The 21,752-nt window shown below is 75.4% G+C and carries 22 protein-coding genes and 2 pseudogenes; 11 read left to right on the top strand and 13 right to left on the bottom strand.

Features of this window, described 5'->3' with window-relative positions; translation table 11 throughout:
- The first annotated feature begins 521 nt into the window (after nt 1-521).
- The 3 genes from lnt (at nt 522) to F7P10_RS00380 (ending at nt 3,923) form a co-directional block, all read left to right on the top strand.
- Nucleotides 522-2,387: an apolipoprotein N-acyltransferase gene (lnt, locus tag F7P10_RS00390; RefSeq protein WP_254716317.1), complete on the top strand. Its 1,866-nt coding sequence runs from the start codon at nt 522-524 to the stop codon at nt 2,385-2,387.
- A 5-nt stretch (nt 2,388-2,392) separates the two neighbouring features.
- Nucleotides 2,393-3,139: a polyprenol monophosphomannose synthase gene (locus F7P10_RS00385; RefSeq protein WP_151017741.1), complete on the top strand. Its 747-nt coding sequence runs from the start codon at nt 2,393-2,395 to the stop codon at nt 3,137-3,139.
- A 154-nt stretch (nt 3,140-3,293) separates the two neighbouring features.
- A complete protein-coding gene (locus F7P10_RS00380; protein ID WP_254716316.1) occupies nt 3,294-3,923 on the top strand; it encodes an FxsA family protein in 630 nt (209 codons plus the stop codon).
- Between the two features lie 54 nt (nt 3,924-3,977).
- Here F7P10_RS00380 and F7P10_RS00375 read toward each other — a convergent pair whose 3' ends face one another.
- Genes F7P10_RS00375 through F7P10_RS00365 form a run of 3 tightly spaced genes read right to left on the bottom strand, consistent with a single transcriptional unit; the run spans nt 3,978 to nt 7,242 of the window.
- Nucleotides 3,978-4,787 carry an ABC transporter permease gene (locus F7P10_RS00375; protein WP_176611256.1) on the bottom strand — a complete coding sequence of 270 codons (810 nt, stop codon included), beginning with the start codon at nt 4,785-4,787 and terminating at the stop codon, nt 3,978-3,980.
- Entirely contained in the window at nt 4,784-6,232 is a 1,449-nt protein-coding gene (locus F7P10_RS00370) for an ABC transporter permease subunit (RefSeq protein WP_151007540.1), read from the bottom strand. The genes F7P10_RS00375 and F7P10_RS00370 overlap by 4 nt, the downstream gene beginning before the upstream one ends.
- Nucleotides 6,229-7,242 (bottom strand): ABC transporter ATP-binding protein, encoded by a 1,014-nt coding sequence (locus F7P10_RS00365; RefSeq protein ID WP_151007539.1) that lies wholly within the window; start codon nt 7,240-7,242, stop codon nt 6,229-6,231. Before F7P10_RS00365 ends, F7P10_RS00370 begins: the two co-directional genes overlap by 4 nt.
- A gap of 137 nt (nt 7,243-7,379) precedes the next feature.
- On the opposite strand from F7P10_RS00365, the gene F7P10_RS00360 reads away from it, so the two are divergent.
- Both F7P10_RS00360 and F7P10_RS00355 read left to right on the top strand, forming a co-directional pair.
- Nucleotides 7,380-8,465 (top strand): sensor histidine kinase, encoded by a 1,086-nt coding sequence (locus F7P10_RS00360; RefSeq protein WP_218040314.1) that lies wholly within the window; start codon nt 7,380-7,382, stop codon nt 8,463-8,465.
- Entirely contained in the window at nt 8,462-9,118 is a 657-nt protein-coding gene (locus tag F7P10_RS00355; RefSeq protein ID WP_151007538.1) for a response regulator transcription factor, read from the top strand. The genes F7P10_RS00360 and F7P10_RS00355 overlap by 4 nt, the downstream gene beginning before the upstream one ends.
- Before the next feature lie 164 nt (nt 9,119-9,282).
- On the opposite strand, the gene F7P10_RS00350 is transcribed toward F7P10_RS00355, so the two are convergent.
- The 3 genes from F7P10_RS00350 to F7P10_RS00340 form a co-directional block, all read right to left on the bottom strand.
- Nucleotides 9,283-9,627, bottom strand: coding sequence for an RNA polymerase-binding protein RbpA (locus F7P10_RS00350; RefSeq protein ID WP_151017738.1), 345 nt, complete (start codon nt 9,625-9,627; stop codon nt 9,283-9,285).
- Nucleotides 9,628-9,801: 174 nt separating this feature from the next.
- Nucleotides 9,802-10,404 carry an ATP-dependent Clp protease proteolytic subunit gene (locus tag F7P10_RS00345; protein WP_151007537.1) on the bottom strand — a complete coding sequence of 201 codons (603 nt, stop codon included), beginning with the start codon at nt 10,402-10,404 and terminating at the stop codon, nt 9,802-9,804.
- On the bottom strand, nt 10,404-11,060 hold the full coding sequence (locus F7P10_RS00340; protein WP_151007536.1) for a ClpP family protease: 657 nt from the start codon (nt 11,058-11,060) through the stop codon (nt 10,404-10,406). Before F7P10_RS00340 ends, F7P10_RS00345 begins: the two co-directional genes overlap by 1 nt.
- A gap of 111 nt (nt 11,061-11,171) precedes the next feature.
- Here F7P10_RS00340 and F7P10_RS00335 point away from each other — a divergent pair, with 111 nt between their 5' ends.
- Nucleotides 11,172-11,444 (top strand): type II toxin-antitoxin system Phd/YefM family antitoxin, encoded by a 273-nt coding sequence (locus F7P10_RS00335; RefSeq protein WP_218040313.1) that lies wholly within the window; start codon nt 11,172-11,174, stop codon nt 11,442-11,444.
- Here the strand turns inward: F7P10_RS00335 and F7P10_RS00330 are convergent.
- Nucleotides 11,434-12,258, bottom strand: a complete 825-nt coding sequence (locus F7P10_RS00330) for a glycerophosphodiester phosphodiesterase (protein WP_151007534.1) — start codon at nt 12,256-12,258, stop codon at nt 11,434-11,436. The two genes, F7P10_RS00335 and F7P10_RS00330, sit on opposite strands and share 11 nt — an antisense overlap.
- Before the next feature lie 108 nt (nt 12,259-12,366).
- On the opposite strand from F7P10_RS00330, the gene F7P10_RS00325 reads away from it, so the two are divergent.
- The 3 genes and pseudogenes from F7P10_RS00325 (at nt 12,367) to F7P10_RS00315 (ending at nt 14,652) form a co-directional block, all read left to right on the top strand.
- Entirely contained in the window at nt 12,367-12,585 is a 219-nt protein-coding gene (locus F7P10_RS00325; RefSeq protein ID WP_151007533.1) for an EF-hand domain-containing protein, read from the top strand.
- A 343-nt stretch (nt 12,586-12,928) separates the two neighbouring features.
- Nucleotides 12,929-13,348, top strand: coding sequence for a YciI family protein (locus tag F7P10_RS00320; RefSeq protein ID WP_151007532.1), 420 nt, complete (start codon nt 12,929-12,931; stop codon nt 13,346-13,348).
- A 15-nt stretch (nt 13,349-13,363) separates the two neighbouring features.
- Nucleotides 13,364-14,652: pseudogene (locus F7P10_RS00315) on the top strand (RNA polymerase sigma factor).
- 161 nt (nt 14,653-14,813) lie between these two features.
- On the opposite strand, the gene F7P10_RS00310 reads toward F7P10_RS00315, so the two are convergent.
- The 6 genes and pseudogenes from F7P10_RS00310 to F7P10_RS00285 form a co-directional block, all read right to left on the bottom strand.
- On the bottom strand, nt 14,814-15,425 hold the full coding sequence (locus tag F7P10_RS00310; protein WP_151007531.1) for a TetR/AcrR family transcriptional regulator: 612 nt from the start codon (nt 15,423-15,425) through the stop codon (nt 14,814-14,816).
- Nucleotides 15,426-15,504: 79 nt separating this feature from the next.
- On the bottom strand, nt 15,505-16,053 hold the full coding sequence (locus F7P10_RS00305) for a TrmH family RNA methyltransferase (protein ID WP_151007530.1): 549 nt from the start codon (nt 16,051-16,053) through the stop codon (nt 15,505-15,507).
- A complete protein-coding gene (locus F7P10_RS00300; RefSeq protein ID WP_151007529.1) occupies nt 16,050-16,700 on the bottom strand; it encodes a class I SAM-dependent methyltransferase in 651 nt (216 codons plus the stop codon). The genes F7P10_RS00305 and F7P10_RS00300 overlap by 4 nt, the downstream gene beginning before the upstream one ends.
- A gap of 46 nt (nt 16,701-16,746) precedes the next feature.
- Entirely contained in the window at nt 16,747-17,694 is a 948-nt protein-coding gene (locus tag F7P10_RS00295) for a VWA domain-containing protein (RefSeq protein ID WP_151007528.1), read from the bottom strand.
- The gene (locus F7P10_RS00290) at nt 17,691-18,851 is read right to left on the bottom strand and encodes a DUF58 domain-containing protein (RefSeq protein ID WP_151007527.1); all 1,161 of its coding nucleotides are present in this window, start codon (nt 18,849-18,851) and stop codon (nt 17,691-17,693) included. Before F7P10_RS00290 ends, F7P10_RS00295 begins: the two co-directional genes overlap by 4 nt.
- Nucleotides 18,848-19,863: pseudogene (locus F7P10_RS00285) on the bottom strand (AAA family ATPase). The gene F7P10_RS00290 and the pseudogene F7P10_RS00285 overlap by 4 nt, the downstream one beginning before the upstream one ends.
- Before the next feature lie 295 nt (nt 19,864-20,158).
- On the opposite strand from F7P10_RS00285, the gene F7P10_RS00280 reads away from it, so the two are divergent.
- Nucleotides 20,159-21,118, top strand: coding sequence for a hypothetical protein (locus F7P10_RS00280; protein WP_254716315.1), 960 nt, complete (start codon nt 20,159-20,161; stop codon nt 21,116-21,118).
- The gene (locus F7P10_RS00275) at nt 21,031-21,705 is read left to right on the top strand and encodes a LysE family translocator (RefSeq protein WP_254716314.1); all 675 of its coding nucleotides are present in this window, start codon (nt 21,031-21,033) and stop codon (nt 21,703-21,705) included. Before F7P10_RS00280 ends, F7P10_RS00275 begins: the two co-directional genes overlap by 88 nt.
- The last annotated feature ends 47 nt before the right edge of the window (nt 21,706-21,752 follow it).

Below are 21,752 nucleotides of genomic sequence, written 5' to 3'. Positions count from 1 at the left end.
GGGACAGATAGCGCCCCCACCAGGGATCATGGCCCTGACCTGGGTGAACGGGGAGTAGCCGCAGAACATGCGGCGGTTGACAAGGCCGTGAGAGCCGGTAAATTCGGCTCCAGTCCAGCACGGGACTCACCGATCGGCCGCCCGAGACGCCGCCGGGCACCGTGCCGCGGCGGGGCGGCGCGCAGCGCGCCCGCCCGCCCGAACCAGTACGGTGATCCGAAGGCGTGTCCGGGGCGGAGCCGCCCGATCGGCCAGGGGGTTGGACCCGGGAAGGGCCCGGACATCCAGTAGAAAACGGAGCCTCGTTCTCACCGCCTGTGGGACGACTCCGGCCCGACGGATGTCACGGGCCCTCTTCCGTGTCTCGGCTTCCCGTGTCTCCGGCCCGCGGGGCCCGGCGGCGCCCGCCCGTCCCCTCCGCCCGCCCCCGCCCGCGGTCGCCCTCACCCGCTCGGCCCGGTAGCGTTCCGCGCAGGGAGAGTCGGGAGAACCCCGAGAGGCCGAGCGAACGGGGCATCGAGTTGGCCCAGGACATCCTTCCGGACCGGCATCATGCCGCCGCGCCGGAGTCGACGGACGCACCGGCCGCCGGCGCGCCCGGCGCGGCCGCACGTCCCGCCCGGTCCCGCCGCGCCGCGGCCTGGTTCCGCCGCGGCGGCGAGGCCGGATGGCCGCGCACCCTGCTCGCCCTCGTCGGCGGGCTGCTCATGTGGTCGGCGTTCCCCCCGCACGACCTGGTCCCGCTCGCGCCGGTCGGCGTCGCCGTCCTCACCCTCGCCCTGCACGGGCGCGTCCCCGGCCTGCGGCCGGCGGCCCCCACCGTCCGCGGCACCGCCCGCACGGGGGCCTGGCTCGGCCTCCTCGGCGGCATCGCCTTCTTCCTCCCCGTCCTCACCGGCATCGTCAAGATCGGCCCGGACGCGTGGATCCTGCTCAGCGTCGTCGAGGCCGCCTACCTCGCCCCCATGGGCGCGGGGATCGCCCTCGCCGCCCGCCTCCCCGGCTGGCCGGTATGGGCCGCCGGCCTGTGGGTGGCGCAGGAGGCCGCCCGCGGCCGCGTCCCCTTCGGCGGTTTCCCCTGGGCGCGGCTGGCGTTCAGCCAGACCTCAACCCCGCTCACCCCCTACGCCGCCGTCGGGGGCGCGCCGCTGGTCACCTTCCTGACCGCGCTGACCGGCGGGCTCCTCGCCTACGCCGCGATCGCCGCCCTGCGCGCCCGCCGCCGGGCGGGCGCGGCCCCCTCCGGAGGGGAGGACGGGCCGCGCCGCCGGGGCGTGCGGACCGCACCGGCCGCGGCGCTCGCCGTCCCGCTCGCGCTGATCGCCGCGATCGTCGGCGGCGGCGCCCTGATCCCCACGCCGACCGGCGGCACCCCCGTCACCGTGGCCGTCGTGCAGGGCAACGTCCCCCGCCTGGGCCTGGACTTCCTGGGCCAGCGCCGGGCCGTCCTGGACAACCACGTCGCCGCCACCCACGAACTCGCCGACCGCGTCCGCGCCGGTGAGGTCGCCCGGCCCGAGCTGGTGGTGTGGCCGGAGAATTCCAGCGACCTGGACCCCTACCGCGAGCCGGACGCCTACGCCGCCATCGACGGCGCCGTCAAGGACATCGGCGTCCCCGTGCTCGTCGGCGCGCTCACCGACACCCCCGACGGGGAGAAGGTGGAGAACCGCGGCATCGTGTGGGACCCGCGGACGGGTCCCGGCGATCACTACGTCAAACGGCACCCCGTCCCGTTCGGGGAGTACGTCCCGTTCCGCGACATCCTGACGCGGTTCATCGATCGTCTCGACCAGGTGCCCCGCGACTTCGTCCACGGCACCCGCTCGGGCGTGATGCGGCTCGGGCCCGTCACCGTCGGCGACGTCATCTGCTTCGAGGTCGCCTACGACCAGGAGGTCCGCGACGCCGCGGACGGGCGGCTGCTGGTCGTGCAGACCAACAACGCCACCTACGGCCGCACCAGCCTCCCGCCCCAGCAGATCGCCATGTCCCGGCTGCGCGCGGTCGAACATGGCCGTACGATCTTGGTTGCCGCGACGAGCGGGATCAGCGCGATCGTCGCACCGGACGGCCGGATGATCGACCAGTCCGCCGAGTTCGTCCGGGACCTGCAGGTCGCCACCGTCCCGGCGCGCACGTCCACCACCCTGTCGGACCGGATGGGCGCCGCGCCGGAATGGGCCATGGCGGCGCTGGGCGTCGCGGCCGCCTGCGCCGCCGCCGCCCGGTCCGTGACCCGCTCCCCGCGGACGGCACGGGCGGGACGGGCGGTGCGCGGGCCGGACGGGCCGGACGGGCCCGACGCCGGGCGCGCGGCGGACGCGAGCACGGCGGACGCGGGGGACGAGGTGGACGCGGTGGACAGGAACGACGAGGAGAAATGACGCCGATGGAGATGCCGGCCGAACTCGGGCGCGTGCTCGTGATCATCCCGACCTACAACGAGCGGGACAACGTCGAGCGCATCACCGGCCGGGTCCGGGAGGCCGTCCCGTCGGTGGACGTCCTGATCGTCGACGACGCCAGCCCCGACGGCACCGGCGAGGTCGCCGACGCCATGGCCGCCGGCGACCCGAAGATCGCCGTGCTGCACCGGCAGGGCAAGGACGGCCTCGGTCCCGCCTACATCGCCGGGTTCCGGTGGGCCGCCGAACGCGGCTACGACGTCATGGTCGAGATGGACGCCGACGGGTCCCACCAGCCGGAGGAACTGCCCCGCCTGCTGTCCGCCCTCGAGGACGCCGACCTGGTCATCGGCGCCCGCTGGGTGCCCGGCGGCCGCGTCGAGAACTGGCCCAAGCGGCGCGAGGCGCTGTCGCGCGGCGCCAACACCTACGCCCGGCTCATGCTCGGCATCCCCCTGCACGACGCCACCGGCGGGTACCGGGCGTTCCGCGCCGCCACACTGCAGAAGATCGGGCTGGAGGAGGTCGACTCGCGCGGCTACTGCTTCCAGATCGACCTGGCGCTGCGCGCGCTCCGCGAGGGCCTGCGGGTCGTGGAGGTCCCGATCACCTTCGTCGAGCGGGTCCACGGCACCAGCAAGATGAGCCGCGACGTGATGGCCGAGGCCGCCATGCGGATCACCCAGTGGGGGATGAGCGACCGGGTGGACAAGTTCCGCGGCCCCCGCTGACCCCGCCCGGGCGCGCCGGCCTTCCCCGGCCTTCCCCGGCCTTCCCCGGCCGCGATCGATTTCGCCGTCGGTGATAGGGCCGCCGCCGGGGAAACGTTCGGGGGTGCTGCGGCGTTGACCCCGTAGAGGCGTTTCCGACCCCGAAGATGGAGCCATGCTGCCGCTCGCACTGGTCCTGGCGTTCCTGCTGTTGCCGGTCCTGGAGATCTACGTGATCATCCAGGTCGGCGGGCTGATCGGCGCCTGGCCGACGGTCGCGCTGCTGGTCGCCGAGAGCCTGCTGGGCGCCTGGATCGTCCGCCGCGAGGGCCGCCGCGCCTGGCGGGCCCTGCAGGAGACCTTCGGCCGCGGCGCGCTCCCCGACCGCGAACTCGCCGACGCCGCGCTCGTCCTGATCGGCGGGACGCTGCTGCTGACCCCCGGATTCGTCACCGACGTCGTCGGGTTCGCGTTCGTGCTGCCCTTCACCCGCCCCCTGGCCCGGGGGCTGCTGTCGCGGTGGGCGGCGCGCCGGATGCGGATCGCGCAGGCCCGCTCGTCGGCCATGTTCCCGCCCGCCGGACCGGGCGCCGGTCCCTTCGCCGGGGACGGCCGGGACGGCCTCGGCGGGTTCGGTCCCTTCGGCGCCCCCCGCCGCGACGCCGGGACGCCGAGCGGCCCCGTCGTCCCCGGCGAGGTCATCGACCCCGACGCCGACCCCGGCCCCTCCTCAGGCCCCTCCTCCGGCCGGGGCGCGGAACGGGACCCCGATCGGGGCGCGGGCGACAAGCCGCTCACTCCCTGAACCGCCGCCCGGCGCCCCGACCGCGCCGTCCGGGTCGGCCGCGCCGTCCGGGCGTCAGGCATCGCGGCGCGCCAGCACCGCCCAGCCCAGCAGCAGTGCCGGCACCGCCCAGCCGGCCAGCACCCCCAGCCCCGCCCACGGCCCGACCGGCAGCCGGTCCAGCGCCCGCGTCGCCTGCACCGCCAGACCCGCCGGCATCGGCGCGAACCGCTCCAGCCGCTCCTGCCACCGGTCGTCCCCCAGCAGCGGGACGACCACCGGCGCGGCCCACAGCAGCCCCAGCACGCCCGTCAGGCCCCCGGCGGTGCCGCGGGCGGCCGCGGCCGCGCCCAGCCCCAGCAGCGCCACCAGCACCAGGTAGAGCACCGAGCCCGCCGCGGCCCGCGCCGTCGGGCCGTCCAGCACCGACAGCGGCGGATAACCGGCCGCCGCCGTGAACCCGCCCCGCGGCAGGATGAACCGGCCCGCCACCAGCGACCCCGCCACCCCCGCCGCCCCGGCCGCGGCGACGAGGACGGCGACCACCGCCGCCTTCGCCGCCAGCACCAGCCCCCGCCGGGGCACCGCCGCCAGCGTCGGCACGATCGTGCGGGTCCCGTACTCGCCGCCGATTGCCAGCACCCCCAGCACCACCGCAGCGACCTGACCCACCCGGACGCCCGACAGGCTCAGCCGCGGGGTGTCCTCGAAGCACCGCGCCGGGGACGGGCAGTTCGCGGTGTCCACCGGCCACATCGCCGCAGCGCCCGCCGCGACCGTCGACGCCGCCAGCGCGAACAGCAGCCACCCGGTACTGCGCAGCGTCCGCAGCTTGGTCCACTCGGCGCGCAGCGCCCGCCCCGCCGCCGCGGGCCGCCCGCTCACGCGTCCCTCCGCCGCAGCAGCCACGCCGCGGCCGCCAGCGCCACCGCCGCGTACGCGCACAGCACGCCCAGGCCCGCCCACGGCCCGATCGCCGTGTCGTAGCGCGGGACGGTCTGCTGCACCGCGAACCCCGCCGCCGGGGTGACCCGCTCCAGCCACCGCGCCGCCGACACCGGCAGCCCGGTCGCGACGATCTGCGGCACCAGCAGCGCGAGCAGGACGAGCGCGATCGCCGGGGCGGTGCGCCGCACGATCACCGCGACCGCCAGCGCCAGCACCGCGACCACCGCCAGCAGCAGCCCGGTGCCCAGCACCGCGCGCAGCACCGCGCCGTCGGTCAGCGGCGGCACCGGCCGCCCGCCGGCGCCGGTGACCAGCAGCGCGCCGAGCGCGGCCGCCAGCCCCGCCGCCAGCCCCGCCGCCGCGACCACCGCGGCCTTGGCCGCCAGCACCCGGCCCCGCCGCGGCGTCGCCGCCAGCGTCACCGCGATCATCCGGCGGCGGAACTCGGAGGTGACGAACAGCACCGCCAGCGTCACGATCGCCGCCTGCCCGATCAGCACCCCGGTCAGGGCCGTGCGGGTCGTGTCGTCGGAGAACAGGTCCGGGCCGATGTCGCCCGACCCCGTCAGCGTGAAGGCGCCGCCGGCGCGGGTGGACCCGGCGCCCTCGGGCGCGGCCGGACCGCCGGGCCCGGCCCGGTCCCGCCACGCGCCCTCCGAGCCGCCCGAGCCGCCCGCGGAGTCCCGCCAGGCACCGCGCACGGCGACGCCGTCGAACGTGGCCGTCGTGTCGGTCGGGTGCCCGGAGATCACCTCGCCGCCGAACTGCCGCACCACCTCGATCTCGTCGGGGGAGGCGACGAACAGGCCCGCCGCCACCGTCTCCGGCAGGCCGTCCAGCCGCACCGCGCCGATCCGCCGCCAGGCGCGGCCGTCCGCCGACGCGTACCCGGTCACGGTCGGCCCCGACCGGTCCAGCCGCACCCAGTGCGGCGCCGTGCCGCTCCCGCCGCCCTGCCCGCCGCTCTCGTAACCGGTCTGCAGCCGCACCCCGTGCCCGGGCGTCACCATGATCGCCGCGTAGGGGGCGCCGGGCTCGGCGCCGGCCCGGACCATGAGCCCCGCCTTCGCCCACGCCCGGTCCGCCCGCTGGGACGCGACGCGCGCGACGATGCTCCCGTCCCCGGTGAGCGTCCGGTAGGTGTAGTGGCCCTGGTCGGTGACCGCCGGGGGCAGGTCCGGCGCGGGCCCCGATCCGCCGCCGCCCGTCGACTGCGTCCCCGCCGCGGTCAGCAGCGCCACCAGGACGGTCAGGACGACCGCGGCGGCGAGGGTGAGCAGCCAGCGGGGGACGGACCGCAGCTTCGTCCACTCGGCCAGCAGGAGCCGCCCGAACCCGTCGCCGCCCGCCCGGACGGTGCTCCGGTACGGCGTCGTCGTCATGACGCCCCCCGGCCCGGCGTTTCCCCACCATCCGCTCCGGCATCGGCCGGTCCCGCGCCCGCCGGATCGGCGGCGTGCTCGGCGGCGGGGGACGTTCCGGAGACGGCGCGGAACTCCACGGCGTCCCTGGTCAGTTCCATGTACGCCTCCTCCAGGGACGCCCGGTGCGCGCCGACCTCCGAGAACGGCACCCCGGCCCCCGCCAGCAGCCCGACGACACGTTCGGCGGGCAGGCCCGACACCGTCACCGCGTCGCGTCCCGGCGACGTCACCGTCGCGCCCGCGTTCGCCAGCACCGTCATCGCGTCCCGCCGCGCGGACGTGCGCACCTCGACCCGCCCGCCCGACGCCGCCGCCAGCAGCGCCGCGACGCCCGTGTCGGCGATCAGGCGTCCGCGCCCGATCACCACCAGGTGGTCGGCGCCGCCCTCCAGTTCGCTCATCAGATGGCTCGACACCAGCACCGCGCGGCCCTCGGCGGCCAGCGACCGCAGCAGGCCCCGGATCCAGGCCACGCCCTCGGGGTCCAGCCCGTTGACCGGCTCGTCGAACATCAGCGCGGGCGGGTCGCCCAGCAGCGCCGCCGCGATGCCCAGCCGCTGCCGCATCCCCAGCGAGAACCCTCCGGCCGGGCGCCGCGCGACGCCCGCCAGCCCCGCCAGCTCCAGCACCTCGCCGACCCGCCGCGAGGGGATCCCGTTCGCGCGCGCCAGCCACAGCAGATGGTCGCGGGCGCGCCGCGCCGGATGCACCGCCCCGGCGTCCAGCATGCTGCCGAGCCGGCACAGCGGCGTCCGCAGCGACCGGTAGGGGTGCCCGCCGACCAGGGCCGTTCCCGCGTCGGGCCGGTCCAGGCCGAGGATCATCCGCATCGTGGTCGTCTTGCCCGAGCCGTTCGGCCCGACGAACCCGGTGACCCGTCCGGGTTCGACCGTGAACGACAGCCCGTCGACGGCGACGGCCGTCCCGTACCGTTTGCGCAGGCCGCGCACTTCGATGGTCGCTTCCATGGCCCCGGACGCTACGGGCCGCGCCGGGGCCGTGTCGTCCCGCCGGGGAGCCGTCCCGGCCGTCCCCGGCGGCGGGGAGCGGCCGTCCCTCCCGGGAGGGACGCGCCGTGCCGCCGGCACGCGCGACAATGGCGTGCGTGACGCGGATCGGGGAATGGCGGTGGCCGGCGGCGGGCGGCTGCCTGGCCGCCGCCGCCGTCGCCGAGGCGGTGCTGCGCGCCGGCGGGCCCGGCTCCGCCCTGCCGCTCGCGCTCGTGCTCGACGTGTCGGCCACGCTCCCGCTGGTCCTGCTGCGCGGCCCCGCCGCCGCCCCGGGAGCGTCGGGCGGCTCCGGCGGGCACGGTCCGGCGGCCGCCGCCACCATCACCGTCGCCGCCGTCGCGGCGTCCCTGCTGCATCGCGGGGCGGCGCTGGCCGCCACGGCCGCGCTCCTGGCCGTCTGGGCCGTGCTCGCCCGCCGCCGGGTGCTGCGCCGCCGCGCGGCGGCCGACGCGGCCGACGCGTCCCGCCGGGCGGTCGAGCACACGCTGCTGGAGCACACCGCGCGCGGCGAGCGGGCCCGCATCGCCCGCGAGCTGCACGACGTGGTCGCCCACCACATCTCGATGATCTCCGTCCAGGCGGAGACGGCGCGGCTGGCCGTTCCCGGCATGCCCGCCGACGGCGCCGAGCGGCTGCTGGCCATCGGCGACACCGCCCGCACGGCGCTCACCGAGATGCGGCGGCTGCTGGGGGTGCTGCGCGAGGACGCCGGGGGACCGGACGGCGCCCCGGACCGCCGTCCCCAGCCCGGTCTGCAGCAGCTGCTGGACCTCATCGACGAGGCCCGTGACGGTTCGGGCGCCGCGGCCCGCCTGATCGTCAGCGGGCCCGTCGCCGCGCTGGATCCGGGCGTGGAACTGACCGCCTACCGGATCGTGCAGGAGGCCCTCACCAACGCGCGGCGGCACGCGCCCGGCGCCGCCGTCGACGTCGAGCTCGCCTATACGGGGGAGGGGCTGCGGCTGGCGGTGCGCGACAACGGCCCGGGCCCCGCGGCCCCCGCGGTGCCCGGCGGGCACGGCCTGCCGGGCATGCGCGAGCGCGTCGCGGCGGTCGGCGGGGAGTTGCGCACCGGCGCGGGCCCGGTCGGCGGGTTCGCCGTGGAGGCGGTCCTGCCCGCCGCGTCACCGGACGCGCACCGCGCGGCCGTCCCCGGCGCCCCGGCGGGGACGGCGCGGTGACCGTCCGGGTGATCGTGGCCGACGACCAGGAGGTCGTCCGCGCGGGCTTCGGGGCCCTGCTGGGCACGCAGCCCGACTTCGCCGTGGTGGCGACGGCCGACGACGGCGCGGGCGCGGTGCGCGCCTGCGGCGAGCACCGGCCGGACGTGGTGCTGATGGACGTGCGGATGCCGGTGATGGACGGGATCGAGGCGACCCGCCGCGTCACCGCCGCGCCCGGCGCGCCGCGGGTGCTGATGCTGACCACGTTCGATCTCGACGAGCACGTCTACGACGCGCTGGTGGCGGGCGCCAGCGGGTTCCTGCTCAAGGACGTGACGGCCGAGCGGCTGTTCGACGCGGTCCGGGTCGTGGCCGCCGGGGAGGCGCTGCTCGCGCCGACCGTCACCCGGCGGCTCATCGGCGAGTTCGCGCGGCTGCGGCCCCGCCCTCCGTCCGCCGCCCTGGACGTCCTGACGCCCCGCGAGACCGAGGTGCTGCGGCTGGTCGCCGAGGGCCTGACCAACGCCGAGATCGCCGGGCGGCTCGTGGTGGGGGAGGAGACGGTCAAGACGCACGTCAGCCGCGTCCTGCGCAAGCTGGACCTGCGCGACCGCGTTCAGGCCGTCGTGGCGGCCTACGAGACCGGCCTGGTGCTGCCCCGCGCCCGCTGATCCGGCGGCGGTGCCGGGCGCGGCGGGTGCCGGTCACGGATCGAGCGTCCCGGGTGCGCGGCGCGCGCAGACGCCCCGCGGGCCGGAAACGGCGGCGGGCCCGGCGCCGCGCGTGCGCGCGGCGCCGGGCCCGCCGGTGAAGCGTCACCCGATCGTGTTGTCGGTCAGGCGGTCTTCCTGCGCCCCGCCCGCAGGATCTCCAGCCGCTCGGCCAGAACCTCCTCGAGGTCCTCGACCGTCCGGCGTTCCATGAGCATGTCCCAGTGCGTCCGCGGCGGCTTGCCCTTCTTCGCTTGGGGCAGCTCGCCGTCGACCCGCAGGGCCATGGCGCCGCAGTTGCGGCATTCCCAGGTCATCGGCACCTCGGCCTCGGCTGCGAGCGTCACGGTGAACCGGTGGCCCTTGGTGCAGGTGTAGTCCACCTCTTGCCGAGGGGCCAGATCGGTGTTGCGATCGTTCTCGTAGCTCGTCGCTCCGAGTCGGGTGCCGCGAAGTGCGCGCTCGGCCATCGTCACGTGCCTCCCAGACGGCTTGCGGTGTTGCCCTGACCAACGCTGAATCTCGTGACAAGATTCCCGTCCGCGGGGGTGTCCAACCCTGCTTGTTTCGGCGGACCCCCGCGGGCCGGTGGGAAACCTTCGTCCCGGCCGCGCCGGCCGGGGCGCCCGGCCATCCGGGGCGGGTCACCGGCGGGAGGTCAGGACCTCGTCGATCAGCCCGTACTCCAGGGCCTCCTGGGCGGTGAAGTAGCGTTCGCGGTCCAGGTCGGCGCGGACGGTCTCGGGGTCCTTGCCGGTCGCCTCGGCGACGATCGCCTCGGTCTGGGTCCGCAGGCGCAGCACCTCCTCGGCCTGGATCTGCAGGTCGCTCGACTGGCCGCGGGACACCCCGACCTCCGGCTCGTGCAGCAGGATCCGGGCGCTGGCGAGCGCGGCGCGCTTGCCGGGCGTCCCGGCCGCCAGCAGCACGGCCGCCGCCGAACCGGCCTGCCCCACGCAGGTGGTCTCCACTTCCGGGCGGACGTACTGCATCGTGTCGTGGATCGCCATCATCGCCGTCAGCGACCCGCCCGGGGAGTTGATGTAGAGGGCGATGCGCCGGTCGGGGTCGATCCCCTCCAGCGCCAGCATCTGGGCCGTGACGTCGTTGGCGCTGACGTCGTCGACCGGCGTCCCGAGGAACACGATGCGGTCCTCGAAGAGCTTGTTGTAGGGGTCGGTCTCCTTGCGCCCGTAGGGCGTCTGCTCCTCGTAGGACGGGACGAGGGAGCGTTTCTCGGCCCGCATCACGATCCCACCCGGTCCGTGCTGTCGATGACGTGGTCGATGAACCCGTACTCGCGGGCCTGGTCGGCGGTGAACCACCGGTCCCGGTCGGAGTCGGCCTGGATCCGCTCCAGCGGCTGCCCGGTGTGGAACGCGGTCCGCTCGGCAAGGGTCTGCTTCAGGTAGAGCGACTGCTCGGCCTGGATCTTGATGTCGGACGCGGTGCCGCCGATGCCGCCGTGCGGCTGATGCATCATGACGCGCGCGTGCCGCAGCGCGTAGCGCTTGCCGGCCGTTCCCGCGCACAGCAGTGTCTGTCCCATGGATGCGGCCATGCCCATCGCGACGGTGGAGATGTCGTTCGGGACGAATTGCATCATGTCGTAGATCGCCATGCCGGCGTCGACGACCCCGCCGGGGGAGTTGACGTAGATGGTGATATCGCGCCGCGCGTCCTGCGCCGCGAGCAGCAGCAGCTGGGCGTTCACCCGGTTGGCGACCTGGTCGTCGATCTCGGTCCCGAGGAACACGATGCGCTGCGCGAGCAGCCGCTCGAACAGCTGCGCCTCCGCGAGCAGCGGCGCCTCGGCGACCTTGGCGCGGACGCGGGGCGCGTGGGTGCCGGGTGGGGTCTCCGTCCGCCGCTCACCGGGCAGGGGCCTCGGCTCCTCGTTCATGAACCCTCCCGCTCGATCTGTACATTCCGTACACTATGTACGTCTGAGGTTAGTGGCGGTGCGTGGCCGCGGCCAGGGGGAGGGACGATGTTTCGCTATACGATGAATCCCGTGGATGTTCCGGTAACCGAAGCACGCGCCCAGTTCGCGGACCTCGTCAACCGGGTCGCCTACACCGGCGAGCCCGTGAAGCTGACGCGGCGGGGCAAGGTGATGGCCGCACTGGTCTCTCCGGAAGATCTGGAGCTGCTGGAGATGGTGCGGTCGCAGCGGGTCGAGCTGACCCAGGCGGGGCAGGCGCCACCGCAGCAGCCCGCCGACCGGCCCCAGGCGGCGCCGCTGCGCGTGGCCGCCGAGTACCGGCCGCCCGGGTTCAGCCGCTGACGCGCCGCGCCGTCGCGGGGGAGGGGCGCTCCCACAGCCCCCGGGACGCCAGGACGTGCCGGAGGGTGGTCAGCTCGTCGGTCATGATGCCGTCGACGCCGAGGTCCAGCAGCCGCTCCATCGCGGCCTCCTCGTTCACCGTCCAGGCGTGCACCTGCAGTCCCAGGCGGTGCGCCGTCGCGACGAACGCCTCGGTCACGAACGGCAGCGGGCCCAGCCCGTAGGGCACCTGTGCGCACGCCACGCCCGTGGCGGCGAGCCGCACCAGCTTGGCGGTCGGCCCGCCGTAGGACTTGGCGCGCAGCGCCATCACCCCGCGCGGGCCCAGCGCCGTGCACACGTCCCGGTCGGTGTACAGCGGCAGGCGCGCCCGCATCTGCGCCAGCCTGCGGGTGGAGAACGAGGTGAGGCACACCCGGTGCCAGGCGTTGGTGCGGTGCAGCACCTCGGCGAGCGGCCCGATGACCGGTGCGTCCTTCAGGTCGATGTTGACCCGCGCCTCCGGCCACGCGCCCAGGACGTCCTCCAGCCGGGGGATCGGCTCGGTGCCCTCGATCCGGGCCCGCGCGACCTCGGAGTAGGGGAGCCGGGAGACCGTTCCGGTCCGGTCGGTCACCCGGTCCAGCGTGCGGTCGTGGAAGGCGACCACGACACCGTCGGCGGTGGCGTGCGCGTCGGTCTCCAGGTAGCGGTAGCCGAGGTCGAGCGCCCGCTGGAAGGCGGCCATGGAGTTCTCCGGACGGCCGCCGGCGCCGCCCCGGTGGGCGAACGGGATGGGCCCGGGGTGGTCGAGGAATTCGTACGAGCGGCGCACTCGTCCGATTATGGCGGACTCGTCGCGACCAGCTGAACCTTACTGCGTAAAGGCCGCGGGCCGGTGCTACCGTCACCCCACCAGCACCTCAAGAAGAAAGAGCACCGAATGAGCAGCATCGAGGAGTACAGGCCCACGTTCGACCTCGTCGACGTCGACGGTGACGGCCACATCTCGATGGCCGAGCTGCAGAACCTCATGCGCGCTCTGGGGCTCGCTCCCGACCGGACGCGCGCGGTCGAGCTGGTCGTCGAGAGCGACCTCGACCGCGACGGCAAGATCTCTCTCGAGGAGTTCGCCGCGCTGATGGAGCGCACCCGGAGCTGACGGCTCACGGGCGGGAACGGGCGGGCGGATCGGTGGGCCGGCCGTGCCCGTTCGCCGACGCGCGACGCTTTGACGCCGGTGCCGGGGACCCCTCGCCGGCCGTCGGCCGGGGCGATGTTCCCGCGCGTCGCGGGCCCCGGCACCGGCCGCCCGCCTGCGGTACGGCGGCGAGCAGTGTGTTCGGCTCCCGAGTTCGGGTCATCATCCGTGTCGAACGGGGGGACCGGGCGGCTTCCGGAAACTTTCTGAAGAAGTTCGGCGGCTGTGTTGATCCGCCGTCTCGCCGTTCGACCTAGGGATGAGCGGGGCCGCGAGGGCTCCGGAGGAACCAGGGAGTCGGAAGATGAAGTACATGCTGATCTGGCGCGCGACCGACGAGGCCTACGCGCGGCTGGAGGACGTCGACTTCACGCAGATGCTGGAGACCGTCGGCCGGTTCAACGAGGAGCTGATCAAGGCCGGTGTGCTGCTGGCCGCCGAGGGGCTCGACGACGCGTCCGAGGGCGTGGTGGTGGACCACTCCGCGGAGGTTCCGGTGGTGACCGACGGCCCGTACGGGGAGACCAAGGAGCTGTTCGGGGGCTTCTACATCCTGAGCGTGGCCTCCAAGGAGGAGGCCGTGGAGTGGGCCAAGCGGGCGCCCATGATCGGGCCGGGGTTCAAGACCGAGATCCGGCGTGTCACGACGATCGACGAGTTCCCGCAGGACAACGAGTGGATCCAGAAGGAGCGGGCCTGGCGCGAGGCCACCGGGCAGCTCTGAGCGGGGCGGCGGGTGATGAGCGGTTCGGCGGGCCGGGAGGCCGTGACGGCCGTCTGGCGGATCGAGTCCGCGCGGATCGTCGGTGCGCTGGCGCGGTACACGGGTGATTTCGCGATGGCCGAGGATCTCGCGCAGGAGGCGCTGGCCGAGGCGCTGGTGACCTGGCCGCGGGACGGTGTGCCGCGGAATCCGGCGGGGTGGCTGCTGACGGTCGGCAGGCGCCGTGCGATCGACGGGTTCCGGCGGCGTGCCGCCCGTGATGAGAGGTACGCCGCCCTCGCTCGTGATCTGGGTGAGGGCGGTGCCCTGTCGGGGGGCGGGGCGGGTGATCCGGGGCGGGAGGCGGATGAGGTGCTGTGGGATCCGGATCGGATCGATGACGATCTGCTGGCGTTGATGTTCGTGTCCTGTCACCCGGTGCTGTCGCGGGAGGCGCGGGTGGCGTTGACGCTGCGGGTGGTCGGGGGCTGACGAGCGATGAGATCGCGCGGGGGTTCCTGGTGCCGACCGCGACGGTGCAGGCGCGGATCACGCGGGCGAAGAAGACGCTCGGGGCTGCGCGGGTGCCGTTCGCGGTGCCGTCGGGGGAGGATCGGGCCGAGCGGCTGGGTTCGGTGCTGAGCGTGGTCTATCTGATTTTCACGGAGGGGTCGTCGGCGAGTTCGGGTGGTGAGCTGATCCGGTTCGATCTGGCGGGTGAGGCGCAGCGGCTCGCGCGGGTGCTGGCGCGGTTGATGCCGGGGGAGCCGGAGGTGCACGGTCTGCTGGCGTTGCTGGAGTTGACGGCGGCGCGTTTCCCGGCGCGGGTGGGGCGGGACGGTGAGCCGGTGCTGCTCGAGCGGCAGGATCGGGGGTTGTGGGATCGGGCGGCGATCGGGCGGGGGCGGGCGGCGCTGGCTCGGGCGGAGGGGGCGGGGCGGGGGCTGGGTGCGTACGGTCTGCAGGCGGCGATCGCGGAGTGTCATGCGGTTGCGGCGTCGGTGGAGGGGACGGACTGGGAGCAGATCGTGGTGCTGTACGAGGCGTTGGGGCGGTTGGCGCCGTCGCCGGTGGTGGAGTTGAACCGGGCGGTGGCGGTTTCGATGGCGCGGGGGCCGGGTGCGGCATTGCCGGTGGTGGACGGTCTGGTGGCGGCGGGGGCGTTGGCGGGTTCGCATCTGCTGCCGAGTGTGCGGGGGGAGTTGCTGCGGCGGTTGGGGCGGGTGGTGGAGGCGCGTGCGGAGTTAGAGGCGGCGGTGGGGTTGTGCGGGAACGAGCGTGAGCGGGTGGTGCTGGTGCGGAAGTTGGGTGAGTTGGAGGGGTGAGCGTGTTTCGGGTGGAGGCGGTGTGCGGGGGTGCTGCGGGTGGTGATCAGGGGCGGGGTGGCGGTGGTCGGTCCGTGCGGCTTCACGCTGACGGCGGTCGCGGCGGTGATCGCCGTCAGGGCGCCGAAGATGACCGCCGGTCCCATGGCGGCGGCGTCGGTCTACGGGGTGGTGGGTGGGTCGGGTCGGCTCGGAGGGGTGGGTGCGGGCCAGTGGGTGAGGGCGGTGTCGAGGGCGTCCAGGACCCGGCTCCAGGAGGTGTCGACGTCGCCGGTGTGGGCGAACCCTCCGGCGGCCTCGAGGGTGACGTAGCCGTGGAAGGTGCTGGCGAGGAGGCGTACTGCGGGTGTCTGCTCGTCGTCGGGGACGCCGTACCCGCGCAGGATCGCGCGGGTCAGTTCGGTGTGGCGGCGGCCGGCGGTGACGACGTCGGGGGTGGCGGTGTGGGGGGCGAGGCGTATCTGGGCGGCGGCGTAGCGGCCGGGGTGGGCTTTGGCGTAGTCGCGGTAGGCGTTGGCGAAGGCGGTGAGGGCGTCTTTGCCGGCGCGTCCGGCGAGGGCGGCGGCGACGCGGTCGGCGAGTTCGTCCAGTGCGAGGGCGGCGAGGCGTGCGCGCAGGTCGTCGATGCCTTTGACGTGGGAGTAGAGGCTGGCGGCGGTGACGCCGAAGTGGCGGGCGAGGGCGGTGGCGGTGACGCTGTCGAGGCCGGTGCGGTCGGCCATGTCGGCGGCCGCCCGGGTCAGGCGTTCGGCGGTCACCCCGGCGCGCGGCATCCGTCGCCCCCGTTGTCCTAAGTGGTTTAGGTTTTTGCATAGTACATGTAGGCGGCCGGTGGCCGCCCGGGAGGCGGGGTCAGGCGGGTGCCGACCATTCGCGGCGGCGGGCCTCGGCCATGGCGAGGGCGGCGGCGACCGCGACGTTGAAGGATCCGACGCGGCCCACCTGGGGGATGTAGGTGACGGCGTCGCATGCGGCGAGCAGGGCGGGGGAGCAGCCGTGGTCCTCGCTGCCGACGGCCAGGCAGATGTCGCCGTCCAGGGGCGCCTCGTGGAGCGGGACGGCGTCTGCGGTGAGTTCGACGGCGATCAGGCGCAGGCCCTGCGCGCGGACGGTCGCGGCGGCTTCGGCGGCGGTGCCGGCGTGCTCCCAGTCGAGGTGGCGTTCGGTGCCCAGGGCGGTTTTGGCGACGTTGCGGTGCGTGGGCGGGGTGGCGTTGCCGGCGAGCCACAGGCGTTCGACGCCGAAGGCGGCGGCGCTGCGGATGATCGAGCCCATGTTGAAGGGCTGGGTGACCGATTCGGTGAGCAGGTCCAGGCGGGACCGGGTGCGGCGGCGCCAGTCGCGGTTGAGGCGTTTGACGTCGGTGGGGCGCAGCTGGCGGCGTCCCTGCTGGGTGCTCATCGGGTCGGGCCTTCCAGGGGCGGTGGGGTGGGCGAGGCGGTGGGCGAAGTGTCGGGCGCGGTGACGCGCAGGACGCGGTAGGAGGAGCGGGACGCGATCCGTTCGGTGGGCATTCCCTGTTCGTTCAGCCATCGCTGCAGGGAGTCCGATCCCAGGTGTTTCTGCACGACGAGGTGGGCGTGCGCGGCCGGCCGCAGGCGCGGCAGCCATGCCAGGAGCAGGTCGTGCAGGGCGGTCTTGCCGATGCGGATCGGGGGGTTGGACCAGATCGCGGCGAATCGCAGTGCGGGGTCGAGGGTGTCGGCGGTGGTGAAGCGGGCGTTGGGCAGGGCGGCGGACGCGGCGTTGGCTTCGGCGAGTTCGAGGGCGCGGCGGTTGACGTCCACGCCCCATACGCGGGCGGCGGGGGCGCGGGCGGCCATGGTCAGCGCGATGGGGCCGTAGCCGCAGCCGAGGTCGAGCAGGTCGCCGCCGGGCGGGGGCGGGGGGACGGTCTCCAGCAGGATGCGGGTGCCGGGGTCGACGCGGTCGGGGGAGAAGACGCCGCCGTCGGTGTCCAGCCGCAGGTGCAGGTCGGGCAGGACCAGGTCGACGGTGCGCCGGCGGCTCGCGGCGCCGGGCCGTTCGGCGAAATAGTGCTCCCCCACGTCGCAGGACCGTACCAGCCGCGGGGCGGTGCCGTTCGCGCGGCGGTCAGGGCAGGCGGGAGAACCAGGCGAGGGAGGCGCCGCCGGCCGCGAGCGCGAACAGCAGCGCGATCCCGATGTAGCGGGCGGCGACGTCGCGGTGCTCGGTGGTGTAGCCCAGGGACGTGCCGATGTCGGCGTAGACCTCGTTGAGCTGGCCGGCGTCGGCGGCCTCGTAGGCGTGGCCCTCGGTGTTGTCGGCCAGGAACCGCAGCGTCTCCTTGTTCACCGAGACGCTGGTGGTCTCGCCTTCGATGGTGACGGTGCCGTAGGGGGTGCCGAAGGCGATGGTGGAGACCGGGACGTCGGCGCCGCGGCCGGCGGTGACGGCCTCCTGCACGGACCGGCCGGTGGTGTTGTCGCCGTCGGACAGCAGGACGATGTGGGCGGGCGGGGGGTCCTGGCGGGCCTGGGCGTCGAAGGAGCGGACGGCTTGCAGGGAGGTGAACACCGCCTCGCCGATGGCGGTGCGCTTGGCGAGGGAGAGCTGGTCGATGGAGGCGATGGCGGCGGCGCGGTCGTCGGAGGGGGCGGCGACCATGTTGGCGTTGCCGGCGAAGGCGACGACCCCGACGTTGAAGCGGGCGGGCAGGTCGTGGATGAACTGCTTGGCGGCGGATTTGGCGGCGTCGAAGCGGCTGGGGGAGACGTCCCGGGCCATCATGGACAGGGAGACGTCGATGGCGACCATGATGGTGGCGCGGTCGCGGGGGACGCGGACGTCGTCGGCGGGCCGCGCGAATCCGAGCATCATCAGGGTGATCATGACCAGGAACAGGCCGGCGGCGACGTGCCGCCGCCAGCCGGGGCGGCGTGGCGCGACCTGCTGCAGCAGGGCCAGGTTGGTGAACCGGACGGCGTAGCGGCGGCGGCGCCATTGCAGCGCGATGTAGAGGCCGGTCAGCACCGGGACGAGGGCCAGCAGCCAGAGGCGTTCGGGTGACAGGAACGTCATGGGCGCACTCCCGCGGTGGTGACGGGCCGGCCGGCGGCGCGGCGCTGGCGGAGGGCGAATCGGGCGACGTCGGCGATCCAGTCGCGGTCGGTGCGCAGGACCAGGTGGTGGACGCCGCAGCGGCGCAGCGCCTCGCGGGTGCCGGCGCGCTGCTCGGCGGCGGCGCGGGCGTACCGGTCGCGGACGCGGCGGTTCAGGACGATCTCGTGGACGGCGCCGGTCTCGGGGTCGGTCATCTCGATCAGCCCGATGTCGGGCAGTTCGAGTTCGCGGGGGTCGATGATCTCGACGGCGAGGACTTGGTGGCGGGCGGCGAGGCGGCGCAGCGGCCGTTCCCACGGCGGCCGGTGCGCGCCGCTGCGGCCGGGCGCGCCGTCGGGTGGGGCCGCGAGGGCGGCGGGGTCGTCGTCGGGGGAGGGCAGGAAGTCGGAGATGATCACGCGGAGGCCGCGGCGGGACTGGCCGCGGTCCAGGGAGCCGATCGCGGCGGCCAGGTCGCCCGGTCCGGTGCCGTGCGCGCCGGGTCCGCCGCCGGGTCCGCCGCCGGGACGGGCGTCGCCGTCGGGTCCGGCGCCGGAGCGGGACGTTCCGGGGTCGTGCGGGCGGGCGTCCAGGACCGCCTGCAGCAGGGCGTAGAACGGTGCCTTGCCCGTCCGGGCGGGCCAGCGGCGCAGCCCGCCGCCGTGCAGGAGGTAGGCGCCGACCCGGTCGCCCAGCCGTACGGTCATGAACCCGACGGCGGCCAGCGCCGCGACGGCCAGTTCCCGTTTGACCAGGTCGGCGGTGCCGAATTCCATGCTGGGCGTCATGTCCACCAGCGCCCACGCCTCGAGTTCGTGGTCGGCGACCAGGTCGCGGACGTGCGGGCTGGTGGTGCGGGCGGTGACCGCCCAGTCCATGTGCCGGACGTCGTCCTCGCCCGGCTGGTACAGGCGCGCTTCGGCCAGTTCGGTGCCCGGGCCCGGCAGCAGCCCGAGGTGCTCGCCGTTCAGCAGCCCGTTCAGCCGCCGCGTGACCTGCAACTCCAGGCGCCGCAGCGTCCGTTCCGGTGCGAGCCGCGCGGGGCCGCCCGGCCCGCCGGGCCGGTCGGCGGCGTGCCCGGATCTCCTCGGGCCGTCCGCGCGGCCGTCGGCACCGTCCCCCGGGGCGGTGGTCATGCCGTGGTCACCGCCGCGGCTCCGTGGTTCCACACCACCCGCGGGGGCGGGACCGCCGCGAGGATCTGCCCGATCACGTCGCCGGCGGCGACGCCGTCGGCGAGCGCGTCGAAGGTCAGGACCAGCCGGTGGGACATGACGTCCCGCGCCACCGCCCGCACGTCGTCGGGCAGCACGTAGTCGCGGCCCGACAGCAGCGCCAGCGCCCGCGCGGCCGACACCAGCCCCAGCGTGGCGCGGGGGCTCGCGCCGATCTCGATCACCGGCCGCAGGTCCGGCAGCCGGTACTGCTCGGGTTCGCGGGTCGCCATGACCAGCCGCACGATGTAGTCGGCGACCAGTTCGTGCACCGACACCTCCGCCGTCGCGGCCTGCAGCGTCGCCAGCCGCCCGGTGTCGAGGACCTGCGCCGCCTCCGGGGGTCGCTGCTCATCCGCCGCAGGATCTGCAGTTCCTCGTGCGCCCCGGGGTGCCGGACGTCGATCTTCATCAGGAACCGGTCGCGCTGGGCTTCCGGCAGCGGGTAGACGCCCTCGGACTCGATCGGGTTCTGCGTCGCCAGGACGATGAAGGGGCGCGGCAGCGGGTAGGTGGTGCCGCCCAGCGACACCTGCCGCTCGGCCATCACCTCCAGCAGCGCCGACTGCACCTTGGCGGGGGCGCGGTTGATCTCGTCGGCCAGCACGAAGTTGACGAACACCGGGCCGAGCTCCACGTCGAACTGCTCGGTGGAGGGATGGTAGATGCGGGTCCCGACGATGTCGGAGGGCACCAGGTCCGGGGTGAACTGCAGCCGCGCGAACGTCCCGCCGACCACCCGCGCGAGCGTGCCCACGGCGAGGGTCTTGGCGACGCCGGGCACGCCCTCGATCAGGCAGTGGCCGCGCGCCAGCAACGCCACGACCATCCGCTCGACCATGTGCTCCTGGCCGACGATGACCTTCTTGACCTCGGCGACCGTGCTCTGCAGCAGTGCCGCGGCATCGTCGACGTCGTGGGCGGCGATGGTCATGTGGGAGTCCTCACTGTCCTGCCGAACCGTCCCGCTTTCCGTCCTGCGGAGCGGGCGCCTTCCGACCCTACGCGATCACTTGTACCCGTTCGTGCGGGAACGCTGCGTGTCACGGCCGTCGGGTTCTCGGCGGCCCTGTGCCGGGCGGCCTGGGGGAACGCCCCGGCCCGTGTGCGGGCCGTATCCGGTGCCGCGGGCGGAGCCTTGTGCGCGGGCGCGTCCGGGGCGCCGGCGGGACCGTGCCGGGCCCGTGTCCGGAGCCGCTCGCGGGGCCGCGGTTGTTAGGGTGGCCGCCATGTCGAGGCCGTTGCCCCCGGGCGACCCCGCCCACCTCGGGCCCTTCCGCCTGTCGGCGCGCCTGTCGGAGACCCCCGCCGGCATCGTGTTCCTGGGCGTGGACGCCCAGGGGCGGCGCGCCAGCGTCGCGGTCCTCAACCGCGGCGCCGCCGGCGACGCCGCGGCCCGCGACCGGTTCCGCGCGGCGATCAACGCCGCCGCCCCCGTCCCGCCCGGCGCCGCCCCCGTAGCGGGCGGGGCGCCCGTGGTGGCGGCGCAGCCGGACGGGCCCGCCCCGTGGGTGGCGACCGCCTACGAGCCCGACCGGGCCGGCGCCGAACGGTTCCTGGAACCGGTCATGCTCGGGGAGAACGGCCGCGGCCGCCGGGGCAGGCGGCGCGGCCCCCAGTTCCAGCCCCACTGGCTCGGCTCGGGCGAACCGGCGCTGGCGCCGCCCGTCCCCGCGCGTCCACCGGGGCCCGCCCCGCCCGGGGAGCGGCCCCCGCAGCGCAGCCTGGTCACGGCCGTCCTGAGCCTGGCCGCGATGCTGCTGGTGCTGTTGCTGCTGCTGTTCCTGCTGAACATGTGCAGCCCCGAACCCGACGAGCCGCCGCCGCTGCCGCCCGAACCCACCCCCTCGGCGGAGGTGCCCTCGCCCGGGCCCACGCCCCCACGCCGTCGGGGCCGCCCACGACCCCCGGCCCGGGGCCCACCACCGGACCGGGACAGCCCACCCCGGCGCCCACCGGCGGCGAGGGCGGGGACGGCGACGGCGGCCCCCTGTGACCGGCCCCGCCCCTGCGCCGCCGCTCCGGTAGGCGCCGGCGGGGCGCCCGCCCTCGGGGGGGCGCTGCCGTTGCCGGGGGGCGGCGCGGCGGGCAGCATGGACGCATGCCCCAGCCCCTGCCCGAATCCCTCCTGGCCTTCTGCGGTGCCGCCGTGCTCGTCGCGATGGCACCCGGACCCAGCACCGTGGTGATCATGCAGGCGTCGATGCGGTCCGGGCGGCGTGCCGGGCTGGCCGCCGTCCTGGGCAACGAGACCGGCGTGCTGGCCTGGGGGCTGGCCGCGGCGGCGGGCCTCACGGCGCTGCTGGCCGCGTCCCGTCTCGCCTACGACGGCATGCGCATCGCGGGCGCGGCCGTCCTGGTGTGGTTCGGCGCCCGGGCCCTGTGGCAGGCGCGGCGCGGCACCGCCCCCCGCGGCGGTCTCGCGGGCGGTCTCGCGGGCGCCGGTCCGGGGGACGGTCCGGGCGCCGGAGAGCCCGGCCGGTGGGGCAGCTACCGGCGGGGGCTGATCACCAACGCGGCGAACCCGAAGGCGGGCGTCTTCGCGGTGTCGTTCCTGCCCCAGTTCGTCCCCGCCGGATGGTCGGTCCCGGCCGCCCTGGTGCTGCTCTCGATCCTGTGGGCGCTCATCGACCTGGCCTGGTACACGGTGATCGTGCAGCTGGTCGCCGCCGGGCGCAGGCTCCTCGACCGCCCGGCGGTCCGCAGGCGCCTCGAGCAGGCCTCGGGCGTCATCCTGGTCGGCCTCGGCATCCGCCTCGCGGCCGACTCCCGCTGAACACCGGCCCCCTGACCGGTACACCGGGCCCCGCGCACGGCCCGTTC

Origin of the sequence: Actinomadura sp. WMMB 499 (assembly GCF_008824145.1) — a bacterium.
GTDB lineage: Bacteria > Actinomycetota > Actinomycetes > Streptosporangiales > Streptosporangiaceae > Spirillospora.
The sequence above is the reverse complement of the archived record's forward strand: the minus strand, read 5'-3'. Positions and strand labels throughout refer to the sequence as shown.